This window comes from Rhodoferax sp. GW821-FHT07F03 (assembly GCF_059418745.1).
On the sequence record NZ_JBWKQM010000004.1, the window covers coordinates 206,504 to 218,960 of the forward strand.

At 64.2% G+C, this 12,457-nt stretch carries 14 protein-coding genes; 9 read left to right on the forward strand and 5 right to left on the reverse strand.

Features of this window, described 5'->3' with window-relative positions; translation table 11 throughout:
- Positions 1-2: 2 nt before the first annotated feature.
- Entirely contained in the window at positions 3-716 is a 714-nt protein-coding gene (locus AC07R0_RS07385) for a GntR family transcriptional regulator (protein ID WP_495074178.1), read from the reverse strand.
- Between the two features lie 72 nt (positions 717-788).
- Here AC07R0_RS07385 and AC07R0_RS07390 point away from each other — a divergent pair, with 72 nt between their 5' ends.
- From AC07R0_RS07390 to AC07R0_RS07400, 3 genes are read left to right on the forward strand one after another with little or no spacing between them, the layout of a single operon-like run.
- Complete coding sequence (locus AC07R0_RS07390) at positions 789-1,544, forward strand: DUF3025 domain-containing protein (protein WP_495104330.1); 756 nt, start codon at positions 789-791, stop codon at positions 1,542-1,544.
- Between the two features lie 51 nt (positions 1,545-1,595).
- Positions 1,596-2,471 carry a protease HtpX gene (gene htpX / locus AC07R0_RS07395; protein ID WP_495074176.1) on the forward strand — a complete coding sequence of 292 codons (876 nt, stop codon included), beginning with the start codon at positions 1,596-1,598 and terminating at the stop codon, positions 2,469-2,471.
- The gene (locus tag AC07R0_RS07400; RefSeq protein WP_495104331.1) at positions 2,468-2,932 is read left to right on the forward strand and encodes a GNAT family N-acetyltransferase; all 465 of its coding nucleotides are present in this window, start codon (positions 2,468-2,470) and stop codon (positions 2,930-2,932) included. The genes htpX and AC07R0_RS07400 overlap by 4 nt, the downstream gene beginning before the upstream one ends.
- A 42-nt stretch (positions 2,933-2,974) precedes the next feature.
- Here the strand turns inward: AC07R0_RS07400 and dbpA are convergent, their stop codons facing one another.
- A complete protein-coding gene (gene dbpA, locus AC07R0_RS07405) occupies positions 2,975-4,405 on the reverse strand; it encodes an ATP-dependent RNA helicase DbpA (protein ID WP_495104332.1) in 1,431 nt (476 codons plus the stop codon).
- Positions 4,406-4,532: 127 nt separating this feature from the next.
- On the opposite strand from dbpA, the gene AC07R0_RS07410 reads away from it, so the two are divergent.
- Positions 4,533-4,931 (forward strand): hypothetical protein, encoded by a 399-nt coding sequence (locus tag AC07R0_RS07410; RefSeq protein ID WP_495104333.1) that lies wholly within the window; start codon positions 4,533-4,535, stop codon positions 4,929-4,931.
- Between the two features lie 102 nt (positions 4,932-5,033).
- Here the strand turns inward: AC07R0_RS07410 and AC07R0_RS07415 are convergent, their stop codons facing one another.
- The 3 genes from AC07R0_RS07415 to AC07R0_RS07425 are packed head-to-tail and all read right to left on the reverse strand — an operon-like array spanning position 5,034 to position 8,778.
- Positions 5,034-6,245, reverse strand: coding sequence for a phospholipase A (locus tag AC07R0_RS07415; RefSeq protein WP_495104334.1), 1,212 nt, complete (start codon positions 6,243-6,245; stop codon positions 5,034-5,036).
- Positions 6,242-6,688 (reverse strand): hypothetical protein, encoded by a 447-nt coding sequence (locus AC07R0_RS07420; RefSeq protein ID WP_495104335.1) that lies wholly within the window; start codon positions 6,686-6,688, stop codon positions 6,242-6,244. Before AC07R0_RS07420 ends, AC07R0_RS07415 begins: the two co-directional genes overlap by 4 nt.
- Positions 6,685-8,778, reverse strand: coding sequence for an ATP-dependent helicase (locus AC07R0_RS07425; RefSeq protein WP_495104336.1), 2,094 nt, complete (start codon positions 8,776-8,778; stop codon positions 6,685-6,687). Before AC07R0_RS07425 ends, AC07R0_RS07420 begins: the two co-directional genes overlap by 4 nt.
- A gap of 230 nt (positions 8,779-9,008) precedes the next feature.
- On the opposite strand from AC07R0_RS07425, the gene AC07R0_RS07430 reads away from it, so the two are divergent.
- From AC07R0_RS07430 to AC07R0_RS07450, 5 genes are read left to right on the forward strand one after another with little or no spacing between them, the layout of a single operon-like run.
- Positions 9,009-9,461: a type IV pilin protein gene (locus AC07R0_RS07430; RefSeq protein WP_495104337.1), complete on the forward strand. Its 453-nt coding sequence runs from the start codon at positions 9,009-9,011 to the stop codon at positions 9,459-9,461.
- Positions 9,455-10,063 carry a pilus assembly FimT family protein gene (locus tag AC07R0_RS07435; RefSeq protein WP_495097629.1) on the forward strand — a complete coding sequence of 203 codons (609 nt, stop codon included), beginning with the start codon at positions 9,455-9,457 and terminating at the stop codon, positions 10,061-10,063. Before AC07R0_RS07430 ends, AC07R0_RS07435 begins: the two co-directional genes overlap by 7 nt.
- Positions 10,060-10,494 (forward strand): type IV pilus modification protein PilV, encoded by a 435-nt coding sequence (pilV, locus tag AC07R0_RS07440; protein WP_495074167.1) that lies wholly within the window; start codon positions 10,060-10,062, stop codon positions 10,492-10,494. The genes AC07R0_RS07435 and pilV overlap by 4 nt, the downstream gene beginning before the upstream one ends.
- Complete coding sequence (locus AC07R0_RS07445; protein WP_495104338.1) at positions 10,494-11,810, forward strand: PilW family protein; 1,317 nt, start codon at positions 10,494-10,496, stop codon at positions 11,808-11,810. Before pilV ends, AC07R0_RS07445 begins: the two co-directional genes overlap by 1 nt.
- A gap of 8 nt (positions 11,811-11,818) precedes the next feature.
- Positions 11,819-12,427 carry a pilus assembly PilX family protein gene (locus AC07R0_RS07450; RefSeq protein ID WP_495104339.1) on the forward strand — a complete coding sequence of 203 codons (609 nt, stop codon included), beginning with the start codon at positions 11,819-11,821 and terminating at the stop codon, positions 12,425-12,427.
- The last annotated feature ends 30 nt before the right edge of the window (positions 12,428-12,457 follow it).

Sequence of the window (12,457 nt, forward strand, 5' to 3'; positions counted from 1 at the left end):
GTTCAGGCGCTGGGGCGCAGCTTGGGCAATAGCGCACTGGCTTCCAACAGCGCGCTGGCACTGGCTAGGCGGAAGGCGTCCACTGTGCGGCCCACGTGCAGATTCAGCAACTGCTTCAACTGCTCGAAGTCGCCCGCGTCCACGCAGCGGATGATCTGCGCGTGCTCGTCCATGGACACGCTGCGGGCGTCTGAATACTGCTTGGACATATGCGTGCGCAGCGCCGCGATCTTGCCCGACACCAGGGCGTAGGAGTTCACCACATAGGGGTTGCCGCAGTGGGCAAACAGCGCTTCGTGGAAGGCCGAGTCGCAATGCCCATAAGTCACATCGTCGTCCGCGGCAATCGCGTCCTGCATCTGCTGATAAATGCCTTGCAGCGTGGTCAACGTGGCCTCGCGACGCAGCGCGCGCGACAGCATGGCGCCGTGCAGCTCCAGCATGGCGCGGAAGTCGCAGATCGCCTGCACATCGGCCTCGTCTGGCTGGAATACAAAGCTGCCGCGCTTGGAGCGGATCACCACCAGGCCGGTGCTTTGCAGCAGCGTCAGAGCATCGCGCACCGGTGTACGGCTCACGCCAAATGACTCGGCCAGTGTTTCCTCCGAGATCATCTGGCCCAGTGCAAATTCACCGTCAATAATCGCCTGCCGTACACGCTGGGCCACGATTTCCGTGAGCGACTTGGGCATCTCGATGTCAAATTTTTGGGCCATGGTTCGGGTTCCTTCTGGCGTGCGGATGGCACAAGAATGCATTGTAGTTTTTATGAGGGACTAAGGTTCTGTATGCAAGATACAAACAACGAAACGGAGGGGGTGGATTGGGCTCAGCCCTGGCTGCAGCCTCTGCGTGCGCTGGGCGAACCTGCTGGCCAAGCCTGGCAGCAGGGGGCGAGCGTGGCCGCTGCCTTGCACGCGGCCGGCCCGGTGCCGGTGGGCTTTGTGCCGCAAAGCAGCTTGCCGCCTGGTGAGGCCTATGAGGCCTTTATCTTCCGCACCCGCACCGTGCCCACGCGCGACAACCTGCATGACTTCTTCAACGGCCTATGCTGGCTGCATTTCCCGCAGATCAAGACCCGGCTGAACCAGCTGCAGGCGGCCGAGATTGCGGCGGCAGGCGTCAAGCCCTTGCGCGGCCCGGTGCGCGACGCGCTGACGGTGCTGGACGAGAACGGCGCCTTTCTCATCGCGCCGCCCGCGCTATGGGATGCGCTGCAGACCCGCGATTGGCAGCGCTTGTTCGTCACCCTGCGTCCGCTGTGGGGTCAGGCCCAACTGCTGATGTTCGGCCATGCCCTCATGGAGAAGCTGGTTAAGCCTAGAAAACCCATGGTGACGCACATATACTGCGCGCCGGTAGCTATACATTCAATAGCGGATGTGGACGCGCAGGTGGCGGCCCAACTGAGTGCCTCGGGGCTGGCCAGCAAGCCGTTCCTGCCCATGCCAGTGCTGGGCGTGCCCGGCTGGTGGCCCGAGAACACCCAGCCGGAGTTTTATGACGATGCCCAGGTGTTCCGTGCTCCACGCTGTGTGGCTTGAACTTCTTTCACGAAACCCCATCTAAACCCCAGTCATTCCACGGGAAAAACTATGAAACGCATTCTTCTGTTCATTCTTACCAATGTCTTGGTGGTCACGGTGCTGGGCATCGTGGCTAGCCTGCTGGGGGTGAACCGGTACCTGACGGCCAACGGCCTGAACCTGGGCTCCTTGCTCGGCTTCGCGCTGGTAATGGGCTTTGGCGGCGCCATCATTTCGCTGCTGATGAGCAAGCCCATGGCTAAGTGGAGCTCGGGCGTGCATGTGATCGAGCAGCCACAGAACGCTGACGAGGCCTGGATTGTGGACACCGTGCGCCGCCTGGCCGACAAGGCCCAGATCGGCATGCCCGAGGTTGGTATTTTTGAAGGCGCGCCGAATGCCTTCGCCACCGGCGCGTTCAAGAACTCGGCCCTGGTGGCCGTCTCCACCGGCCTGCTGCAAAGCATGACGCACGAAGAAATCGAAGCCGTGCTGGGCCACGAGATCGCCCACGTGGCGAATGGCGACATGGTCACCATGACGCTGATCCAGGGCGTGATGAACACCTTTGTGGTGTTCCTCAGCCGCGTCATCGGCTACGCCGTGGACAGCTTCCTGCGCAAGGGCGACGACCGCAACAGCGGCCCCGGCATTGGCTACTACATCAGCACCATCGTGCTGGACATCGTGCTCGGCTTTGCCGCCTCCATGGTGGTGGCCTGGTTCTCGCGCCACCGCGAATTCCGCGCCGACGCCGGTGCCGCCCAGCTGATGGGCCGCCGCCAGCCCATGATCAACGCCCTGGCGCGCCTGGGCGGCCTGCACACCGCCGAGCTGCCCAAGAGCGTGGCCGCCTTCGGTATTGCCGGCAGCATAGGCCAGCTGTTCTCCACCCACCCGCCGATTGAGGCGCGTATCGCCGCTCTGCAAAACGCACAAGCATGATGCCTCTGCGCTTCCAGTGGGCGCGCATGGACGAGTTGCGCGCCCGCGACTTCCACGCCGCTAAGCTGCTGCGTGATGCGGTGTTTGTGGTGGAGCAGAACTGCGTCTACCAGGACACCGATGCCTACGACCTGCAATGCTGGCACCTGCTGGCCTGGGCGGGCGACGATCTGGCGGCCTATCTGCGTGTGACCGACCCCGGCAGCAAATACCCCGAACCCTCGCTGGGCCGGGTGCTCACCGCGCCGGCCTACCGCGGCCAGGGCCTGGGCCAACAGTTGCTGGCGGAGGCCTTGCGGCGCTGCGACCAGACCTGGCCTGGCCAAGCCAATCGCATCAGCGCCCAGCAGTACCTGCTGAAGTTCTACCAAAGCTTTGGATTTGAGGCTGTGGGCGAGATGTACCTGGAAGACGACATTCCGCACGTGGAAATGCTGCGCCCCGGTGCGCTGCAAAAATAATAGCTGCCAGCGCAGGTTTTACCTGCGCCAGCGCCTTATTTTTTATAAATCGGTCCGCTCTGTCAGCAACCGCACCCGCACACTCTTGCCCTTGATCTTGCCGGCGTTCAGCTTGCGCTCGGCTTCATGGGCGATGCGGCGGTCTACCGCCACGTAGGTGGAGTATTCGTTCACATTGATCTTGCCGATCTGTTCACGGGTGTAGCCGGCGTCACCGGTCAGCGCGCCCAGCACGTCGCCAGCGCGGATCTTCTCCTTGCGGCCGCCGGTGATCTGCAGCGTCATCATCGGTGGGCGCAGCGGTTCCTTGCTGGTGGGCGTCAACTCGTCTAGCTTGTGCCACTCGGATTCGCGGCCCTGCAGCACTTCGATCTTGCCGACAAAGCCCATCTCGTTCATCGACGCCAGGTTTAGCGCCAGGCCCTCCGCACCCGCGCGGCCGGTGCGGCCGATGCGGTGGATGTGCACTTCGGAATCGGGCGTCACGTCGACATTGATCACGGCCGCCAGGTCGGCAATGTCCAGGCCGCGCGCCGCCACGTCGGTGGCCACCAGCACGCTGCAGCTGCGGTTCGCAAACTGCACCAGCACCTGGTCGCGCTCACGCTGCTCCAGCTCGCCGTACAGCGCCAGTGCACTGAAGCCTTCGGCCTGCAGCGCGTCCACCAGTTCGCGGCACCGGGCTTTGGTGTTGCAGAAGGCCAGCGCGCTTTCGGGGCGGAAGTGGTTTAGCAACTTGCCCACCGTAGTTAGGCGCTCGGACTTTTCCACCTGGTACCAGCGCTGCGAAATTTTGGTGGTGGCGTGCTGGGCTTGCACGGTGATGCTCTTGGGCGTGCGCATGAACTGCTGGCTCAGCTTTTCGATGCCTTCCGGGTAGGTGGCCGAGAACAGCAGGGTCTGGCGCTCTTTCGGGCACTGCTTGATGACGGTCACCATGTCCTCGAAGAAGCCCATGTCCAGCATGCGGTCGGCCTCGTCCAGCACCAGGGTGTTCAGGGCCGACAGGTCCAGGTTGCCGCGCTCCAGGTGGTCCATGATGCGGCCCGGTGTGCCGACCACGATGTGGGCGCCGTGCTCCAGGCTGGCGTTCTGGCCGCGCAGGGCTACGCCGCCACACAGGGTGACGACCTTGATGTTCTCCTCGGCGCGCGCCAAGCGGCGGATTTCGGTGGTCACCTGGTCGGCCAGTTCGCGTGTGGGGCACAGCACCATGCTTTGGATGGCGAAGCGGCGTGGGTTCAGATTCGCCAGCAGGGCCAGGGCAAAGGCGGCGGTCTTGCCGCTGCCAGTCATGGCCTGGGCGATCAAATCTTGCCCGAGCAAGGCCAGCGGCAGGCTGGCCGCCTGGATGGGCGTCATTTGCAAATAACCCAGTTGCTCCAGGTTGGCCAGCATGGCCGGTGCCAGGGGCAGGCTGCTGAAATCGGACGAGGAGGTGCCAGAAGTGGCGGGCGTGTGCTGTGTAGTCATGCCCCGATTATCGTTGGGGGGCGGCCGGGGCTATTGGCGGCGCTTGGGCTTCGGGTATGCTCGTAATACTTATTTGGGCGTCGCCAAAATTCGTCCACAATGAGGCCCTCCCTCCGCCGTAAACCCTATGGATTTGCAATACCAACTCAAAGGTGGCAGCTACTACCTGTACGACATGTCCACGCCTCCCAGCGCGGTCACGGGTGAGCGTCGCTTTCGGTTGAAGACGGACACGGTGGCCATTGCCTTTGACGCCAGCACCGGCGAGCTGCACCAGCATGGCGACCCTACGCGCATCCAGTCCTGGGCCATGGGCGCACGGCGCCGTCTGCGGGCGGCGGGTGCGCAAGACAGCGCCAACGACATCGTGGTGGTGTCCGGCCCGCTGCCGGTGGACGAGCTGAACAAATGCCTGGGCATACAGGGCTACTGCCGCTGGATGCTGAAACGCCTGGCTACCTTGCCGCACGGCAAGTTCAATACCAAACCCTTTAAACCCACCAGCAAGGCCAGCTCTACGGTTTAGCCACCCGGGTGTGGCTCTCGTTCGCCCTGAGGTGTCGAAGGGCCTGCTAATGGAGCCCTTCGACCTCAGCCCGAACGGGAGGTGGGTGAATCCTCGTCAGTTCTAAAAGTCCACCAGGCTCAGGCCCACGCTCAGCACGGTGCGGCGGCGGTTGTAGTCGATCAGGCTGTCGCCGTAGCCGCTGAACAGCTGGGTGTGGAAGCGCAGGTCGCTTTTGTGGCTGTCGCTGCCGCCCAGGGCTTGCAGCCATTCCAGCCGCACCGAGCCACGCGCGTCCTGCCGCATGGAGTGGCGCAGCGTTACGCCAAATGTGCTGTCTTTGCTGGCGTGCCACATGGCACTCAACTCGCCCCGGCCGATGTAGTCGCTGATGCCGGGGTTGTCGTCGTTGCCATTGCTTTCGTTGATGCGTTGCCAGATGCGGCCCTGCACATTCCACTGGCCGGCTTTTTCCAGTCCGGCCATCAGGTAGACGCGGTTCCAGCTGCGCGACAGCGGCAGGCTTTGGCCGTTGGACTGGTGCACTAGGCCCAGGCCGCTGTAGCGCAGTTTCCAGCCTTCCAGCAGGGAGCCGGGCAGCGCCAGCGTGGTGGGGTAGACGTAGACCAGCTCGGGCTCGTGGTCGGTGCTGCGGAAGGGGCGCGACAGGTCGGCGCTGAACAGCTGCCAGTACGACTGCTGGGTGTAGCCAAACCATAGCGAGTCGCGCAGGCTGGGCTCGCCCTGGGTCAGCAGGCCCTGGGCCACCTTGGTCCGCACCGACAGCTGGATGCGCGTCTCGGTGCGCTTGTAGTCGATGGCGGTGGTGGCGGTGTGGCCGGCGGCGGGTGAGCTGGGCTGGTCGTTTACGCTGTCGCTACCGATCACCGACAGGCTGATCGGCCGGTAACCGCGGATGCCGAAGGTGCCGCAGTCGCTGCCGGCCTCCAGCTCCCAGAAGCGCGAGGCTTCCGAATAGCGATTGTCTTCGCAGCCCTTGTCGGCGGCGATGGCCAGGGCCACGGCGACGGGTTGTGGTGGTACCTCCGGCAGTGCGGCGGTGGACGTGGCCAGGGCAGGAGCGGGAGGTGCCACGGCCGCAGTCTGTTGCTCTGCCAGCTCGTCATAGCAAGCCAGCCGTGCCTCTTTGTCATTTACCAGGCGCGCGCAAGACAACCAGGGTGCCGACGGCACCGGGCCAGACGCTGTTGCGCTGGCAGGAGCCACATTGGTGGTTGAGGCAATGGTGGGCACGGTGTTGGACGTCTGGGCCTGCGCGGCGGCGGTCCCCGCGGCCAGCGCCAGCCCGGCGCAGAGGCCTGCCAGCGGGTTCATTCCCAGCCGCTTGATTTGCGCAGCACGAAGGCGAGCGGGGTGGCGTTGTCCTGCAGTGTGTTGGTCCATAGTCCCTTGATTTCTTTACCGCACGAGCCCTCGCTCACCTGGCCTGCCCAGGTGGCGCTGATGCGCGTGCCGTCGTCTGACTCTTCGAGGTTGAAGTTGCCCTGCTCGATTTCGCCCGCCACCTGGGCCAGCTTGCCCGCGCGGTGGATGCTGCCGACCAGGCTGTCGGGTTGCTCGGGGTCTTTTTCCAGGCGCAGGCTGGCTGGGCCGGGCTGGCCGTCTATCTGCACCTGCCATCGGCCGTAGAGCTGCAGCGGGCCCAGGTCCTGGGCCGCCGGGCAGGCCGTGGCTGCTGGTTTTATAAGATTTTGGCCGCTAGCGCAGGTAATACCTGCGCAGGCAGCTATCAAAAGCAGAGCATTGCGAAACTTCATGGTTCTTGTGCTGCGCGGGCAGCGGCGCTGTCCAGCGACTTCTTGGCGAATTCGGCGCGCAGTGCACGCAGCTTTTCGCGCGGGTCTTCCTTGGCGGTATTGGCGTCCAGTGCCATTTCCTTGATGAATCGGCTGGGCTGGGCGGCCACCATCTCGCGGCCCTTTTTCTTCCTGCGCGTCCAGCTCACTGCCAGGCTGCGCTGGGCGCGGGTAATGCCCACGTACATCAGGCGGCGCTCTTCCTGCAGCTTCTGCGTGATGTCGTCGCTGACCACCTGCTGGCGGCCTTCGTCGTCGTCCAGCTTGAAGGGCAGCATGCCCTCGGTCACGCCGGCCATGATCACGTGCGGCCACTCCAGCCCCTTGGACGCGTGCAGGGTGGACAGGGTGACCACATCGGCTTCTTTCTCGCGCTGGCTGATGGTGGACAGCAGGGCGATGGTCTGCGCCACTTCCAGCAGGCTCTTGGTCTCACGCTGGGTGGTGGTGCCCGCGTCTTCGTCGGTCTGGCCGCCGGCGCGTGCGGCCATCCAGTCGCAAAACTCCAGCACATTGGTCCAGCGTGCGGCGGCGGCCTTTTCGCTGTCCTCGTTGTCGTACAGATGCTGCTCGTACTCGATGTCCTTCAGCCACTGCAGCATAAAGGCCAGCGAGTCTTCGGCGCCAATGGTGCGCCGCGCCTGGTATTCCAGGTCGTTCACGTAGCGGCCGAATTCGTGCAGGCCCTCCAGCCCACGTGCCGGCACCACGGCGCCCAGCGAGGCGGCGAACAGCGACTCGAACAAGCTCAGCTTGTACTGCGTGGCGAACTCGCCCAGCTTGGCCAGCGTGGTGTGGCCGATGCCGCGCTTGGGCGTGGTGATGCAGCGCAGAAAGGCCGGGTCGTCGTCGTTGTTGATCCACAGGCGGAACCAGGCGCACAGGTCCTTGATTTCAGCCCGGTCAAAAAATCCGGTGCCGCCCGACACCTTGTACGGAATACCCGCCTTGCGCAGCGCCTTTTCAAACGGCTTGGCCTGGTGGTTGGCGCGGTACAGGATGGCGAAGTGCTTGAAGTCCTGCAGTTGCGGCCCCTGCGTTACCACCGTGCCCGCGCGCAGGCTCTGGATGCGGGCCACGGCGCGCTCGGCTTCGTGCTCTTCGTTGTCGGCGTCGATCACCCGTACCGGCTCGCCCTCGCCCAGTTCGCTGAACAGGGTCTTGGGGAACAGCTTGGGGTTGGGGCCGATCACGTTATTGGCCGCACGCAGGATGGCGCTGGTAGAGCGGTAGTTCTGCTCCAGCTTGATCACCTTGAGCTGCGGAAAGTCCAGTGGCAGCTTGCGCAGATTGTCTAGCGTGGCGCCGCGCCAGCCGTAGATGGACTGGTCGTCGTCGCCCACGGCGGTGAAGCGCGCCGCCTCGCCCACCAGGTACTTCAGCACCTCGTACTGGGTGGCGTTGGTGTCCTGGTATTCATCCACCAGCACATGGCCCAGCACGGTCTGCCATTTGGCGCGCACTTCTTCAAAGTCGCGCAGCAGGCGCAGCGGCAGGCTGATCAGGTCGTCAAAGTCCACGCTCTGGTACGCCGTCAGCCGCTCTTCGTACAGCGCCATCACGCGGGCGGTGATGGCCTCGTTGTCGTCTACCGCCTGGGCCGCTGCCTGCTCGGCATTCAAGCCCATGTTCTTCCACTTGCTGATGGTCCACTGCCAGGTGCGTGCCGTGGCCACGTCGGTACTGCCACCGGCGTCCTTCAGGATGCTGGTCACGTCGTCGGCGTCCAGGATGCTGAATTGCGGCTTCAAGCCTACGCGGAAGCCGTCCTCGCGCACCATGCGCACGCCCAGGGCGTGGAAGGTGCAGATCACCACATCCTTGGCTTCGCGGCCAATCAGCGCCTTGGCCCGCTCGCGCATTTCCATCGCCGCCTTGTTGGTAAAGGTGATGGCGGCAATCTTCTTGGGCGCCATGCCGGACTGGATAAGCCGGCCAATCTTGTGCGTGATGACCCGCGTTTTGCCCGAGCCCGCACCCGCCAGCACCAGGCAGGGTCCGTGCATGTAGTTCACTGCCTCCTGCTGGGCAGGGTTCATTCCGGCGGACATGGTGTGGGGGGATGCTTTAGACAAAGCTTTGAATCATAGCTGCTGAGGGGGATGGCGCCCCCGGGCCTGTACAAAGCCCGTATTTAACGACCGTTCGTCGTCCGCACGGCGCCGATGGTCGGATTTTACAAAACATTAATAAATGGGAAATAATCCCACTTACAATGTGAAACATGTCAAACCTACCTCGTCCCACTCCAGTTTTGCATTCGGCGCTGCGGTTCCCGGGTATGCCGGGCCGTCCCACAGCCCGTGGCTTTACGCTGATCGAGCTGATGATCACGGTGGCGGTGGTGGCGATCCTGGCGGCGGTGGCCTTGCCTGCGTACCGGGACTACATCCTGCGCGGGCACCTGGTGGCCATGACCAACGACGTGCTGGCCACCCGCGCCAAGATGGAACAGTACTACCAGGACAACCGCACGTATGTGACGTCCACCGCCGCGCCCGCGCCGTGCACGACCACGGCGGTCTCCTACACCAAGCCGACGCCGTATTCGCTGGTGTGCAGCGGCATCAGCTCCACGGCCTATACCGTGACTGCGACGGGTACCTCGGGCACGGCGACGGACGGCTTCAGCTACACCATCACCCAGGCCGGTGTGCAGGGCAGCACCATGTCCACCGCCTGGGGTGGTGCCACCTATGCCTGCTGGATCCTGCGCAAGGGGGATACATGCTGACCCAGCGTCGATCCAGTGGCTTCACGCTGATCGAGCTGATGGTGACGCTGACCGTGGCCGCGTTGTTGCTGCTGGCGGTGGTGCCCTCGTTCAGCCAGTGGATCGCCAATGCCAAGGTGCGCAGCGTGGCGGAAGAAATCCAGAACGGCCTGCGCCAGGCCCAGGCCGAGGCCATCCGCCGCAACCGCCAGACCGTGTTCGCATTGACCAACGCCACGCCGGCATTGGCGGCCACCCCTGTGGCCAATGGCAAGAACTGGTACGTCCAGACCGTGGTGCTGACCGGCAGTGCAGAAACCAGCGCCGAGTTCGTACAAGGCAGCAATTACGGAACGCAGGCCGGTGTGGCCGTGACCGGCCCGGCAGCCGTCTGCTTCGGCTCCCTGGGCGGGCTGGTGACGCTGGCCTCCACCGCCACCGGGCTGAGCACCGCCTGCAGCTCCACGGCCACCAGCTACACCCTGGTCAGCTCCAGTGCGGTCGCCGGCAACAACGCCTACCGGACCCTGAAAGTACTGCTCACTGCGGGTGGGCAGGTGCGCATGTGCGACCCCACACGCACCTTGTCTTCCACCGTGCCTGATGGCTGCCCCGCATCATGAAGCCGCCCCGCAAATTGCTGTCGCATCCCGCGCGCCCCGTACATACAGCGGGCCCGGCGCAGGTTGGCTTCGCCCTCATCGAGGTGCTGGTGTCCTTGCTGGTGTTTTCCTTGGGCGTGCTGGGCTTGGTGGCCATGCAGACCAAGGCGACTGGCTACGCCGTGGCCGCCGAGGACCGCACCCGTGCGGCCATGCTGGCCAATGAAATCATTGCCTGCATGTGGGCCGAGCAAAGCACCTCGCCGTCCACCCTCACGGCCTGGGCCGCGCGGGTAGCCGACCCTACGGTCTCGGGCCTGCCAAATGCAACGTCCAGCGTCAGCACGGACAGCAGCACGGGCATCACCACCGTCGCCATCAGTTGGAAGTCGCCATCCAAGCTCAGTACCGAGACGAACAGCAAGTACTTCACCTACGTGGTCATACCGTGATGCGGGCCGGGCGACTTGCACGCCAGCGCGGCGTCACGCTGCTGGAGCTGATGGTGGCGCTGCTGATCGGCATGATCCTCTCGTTGGCCATGATGGTGGTGCTGACCACGGCCGAGGGGCGTAAGCGCACGCTCACCTCCACCAACGACATCAACCAGGCCGGCAACTACGCCGTCTATCTGCTTGACCAATGGGTGCGTAGCGCAGGCAGCGGCTTCACACAGGCAGCGGCCTACAACTACGGCTGCAAGCTGTATGCGAACCAGGCATCGCAAACCAACACCCAGATCCTGCCCAGCTACAGCGGTGTGGCCTTGCCGGCGCCCTTTGCTAGCGTCACCGAGGCCACCGACAGCACCTTGGGCGTCTTCCGTCTGGCGCCGGTGGTGATACTGCCTGGCGCCACGACCCCAAGTGTCAGCGGTAAGACCTCGGATGTGCTGGTCGTCATGGGCGGCGCAGCCGGGCAGGGCGAAATCCCTACCGAGTTCTCTGGCTTCGCCTCGGCCGCGCAGCTGAACCTGACCAACACCGCCGCATTCTCCAACAGCGACCTGGTGCTGGTGGCCTCGGTGGAGCCCGATGCCAGCACATCAGGCATTACCAACTGTCTGCTGGACCAGGTGAGCGCCAGCGCGTTTTCCTCCACCGATGGGCGCGGTGGCGCGGCCTCGGCCATGCCGCTGGCGGGGGACTACCACGTGGCCGGCACCCGCTTGGCGGCACTGTCCGACAACAGCACCGCTATGCCGATGGGCAATGTGACGCTGGGCCGGCCGCCGCAGTTCCAGGTCCTAGGCGTAGGCGACAACAACACCTTGTATTCCTACGATTTGCTCAACACGGCGGCCGCCAGTACGCGCACCGTGCAAGCCCGGGCAGATGGCGTGTTTGAAATGCATGCCCTGTACGGCATAGACGCGGATTGCGACGGCAAGATCAGCAGCAGCGAGTGGTTCAAGCCCGTGACGACGGCAACCACCAGCAACCCCTATACGGTTGCCGCGTTGATGGCAGGCACCGTACAGGAAGTGCAGAACCGTCCGGCCAGCGCAAGCGTACGCCTATCCAACTGCTCCAGCCTCACCACCGCCAACGACTATCTGCAGAAGATTCTGGCGATCCGCGTCGGCCTGATCCTGCGCACCAGCCTGCCAGAAAAAGACACTGTCACCACCGCCAGCAGCCTGACCCTGTTCTCCGACCTGGGCAGCGGCGTGACGTATACCCGCACGCTGACGGACGCAGAAAAGCTGTACCGCTACCGCACCGTTGAGGCGACGATCCCGGTGCGCAACCCCATGATGTTGCCATGAGGCCCAGCATGCACAAATGCCGGCATACGCGCCCGCCGCACCAAGCCCAGCGCGGCATGGTGATGGTCATGACGCTGATCTGCCTGGTGCTGATGCTGGTGGCCTCGGTGGCCCTGATGCGTTCGTCCACCAACAGCCTGCTGCTGGCCGGCAACTTTGCCTTCAAGCGTGATTTGCTGAACCAGGGCGAGCGCGGTATGGCGGCGGCCGTGGCCTTGTTGAACACCGGCGCCTTGGTGACCGAGACCGCGCGTACCACCGACCAATTGACGTTGAACTACTCGGCCTCCACCCTGGCGTCGAACGCGCAGGGCATACCGCTGGTGTTGGTGAATGACAGCACCTTCACCTCGGCCGGCATGACCGACACCACGGCGATCAGCGACAGCACCGCTGGCATCACCATCCGCACCGTGATCGACCGGCAATGCGTGGCCGCCGGCGCCTACAGCTCCACCAGCTGCGTATCCAGCGCGACCAAGACCAATGCAGCCCAGGCGGGCACGATATGGATCAAGCGTGCCAAGGCTCCCGGCAATGCCAGCTACCGCATCAGCGTGCGCGTCACCGGCCCGCGCAACACCCAAACCTACCACCAAATGATCGTGTCGCAGTGAGCGACATCGCCATACCCCGCCCTCGGCCGC

What these genes read in the sequence shown, in the direction of transcription:
- AC07R0_RS07385 (WP_495074178.1), bottom strand. Translation starts at nt 716, where the DNA reads ATGGCCCAAAAATTTGACATCGAGATGCCCAAGTCGCTCACGGAAATC.
- AC07R0_RS07390 (WP_495104330.1), top strand. Translation starts at nt 789, where the DNA reads ATGCAAGATACAAACAACGAAACGGAGGGGGTGGATTGGGCTCAGCCC.
- htpX (WP_495074176.1), top strand. Translation starts at nt 1,596, where the DNA reads ATGAAACGCATTCTTCTGTTCATTCTTACCAATGTCTTGGTGGTCACG.
- AC07R0_RS07400 (WP_495104331.1), top strand. Translation starts at nt 2,468, where the DNA reads ATGATGCCTCTGCGCTTCCAGTGGGCGCGCATGGACGAGTTGCGCGCC.
- dbpA (WP_495104332.1), bottom strand. Translation starts at nt 4,405, where the DNA reads ATGACTACACAGCACACGCCCGCCACTTCTGGCACCTCCTCGTCCGAT.
- AC07R0_RS07410 (WP_495104333.1), top strand. Translation starts at nt 4,533, where the DNA reads ATGGATTTGCAATACCAACTCAAAGGTGGCAGCTACTACCTGTACGAC.
- AC07R0_RS07415 (WP_495104334.1), bottom strand. Translation starts at nt 6,245, where the DNA reads ATGAACCCGCTGGCAGGCCTCTGCGCCGGGCTGGCGCTGGCCGCGGGG.
- AC07R0_RS07420 (WP_495104335.1), bottom strand. Translation starts at nt 6,688, where the DNA reads ATGAAGTTTCGCAATGCTCTGCTTTTGATAGCTGCCTGCGCAGGTATT.
- AC07R0_RS07425 (WP_495104336.1), bottom strand. Translation starts at nt 8,778, where the DNA reads ATGTCCGCCGGAATGAACCCTGCCCAGCAGGAGGCAGTGAACTACATG.
- AC07R0_RS07430 (WP_495104337.1), top strand. Translation starts at nt 9,009, where the DNA reads ATGCCGGGCCGTCCCACAGCCCGTGGCTTTACGCTGATCGAGCTGATG.
- AC07R0_RS07435 (WP_495097629.1), top strand. Translation starts at nt 9,455, where the DNA reads ATGCTGACCCAGCGTCGATCCAGTGGCTTCACGCTGATCGAGCTGATG.
- pilV (WP_495074167.1), top strand. Translation starts at nt 10,060, where the DNA reads ATGAAGCCGCCCCGCAAATTGCTGTCGCATCCCGCGCGCCCCGTACAT.
- AC07R0_RS07445 (WP_495104338.1), top strand. Translation starts at nt 10,494, where the DNA reads ATGCGGGCCGGGCGACTTGCACGCCAGCGCGGCGTCACGCTGCTGGAG.
- AC07R0_RS07450 (WP_495104339.1), top strand. Translation starts at nt 11,819, where the DNA reads ATGCACAAATGCCGGCATACGCGCCCGCCGCACCAAGCCCAGCGCGGC.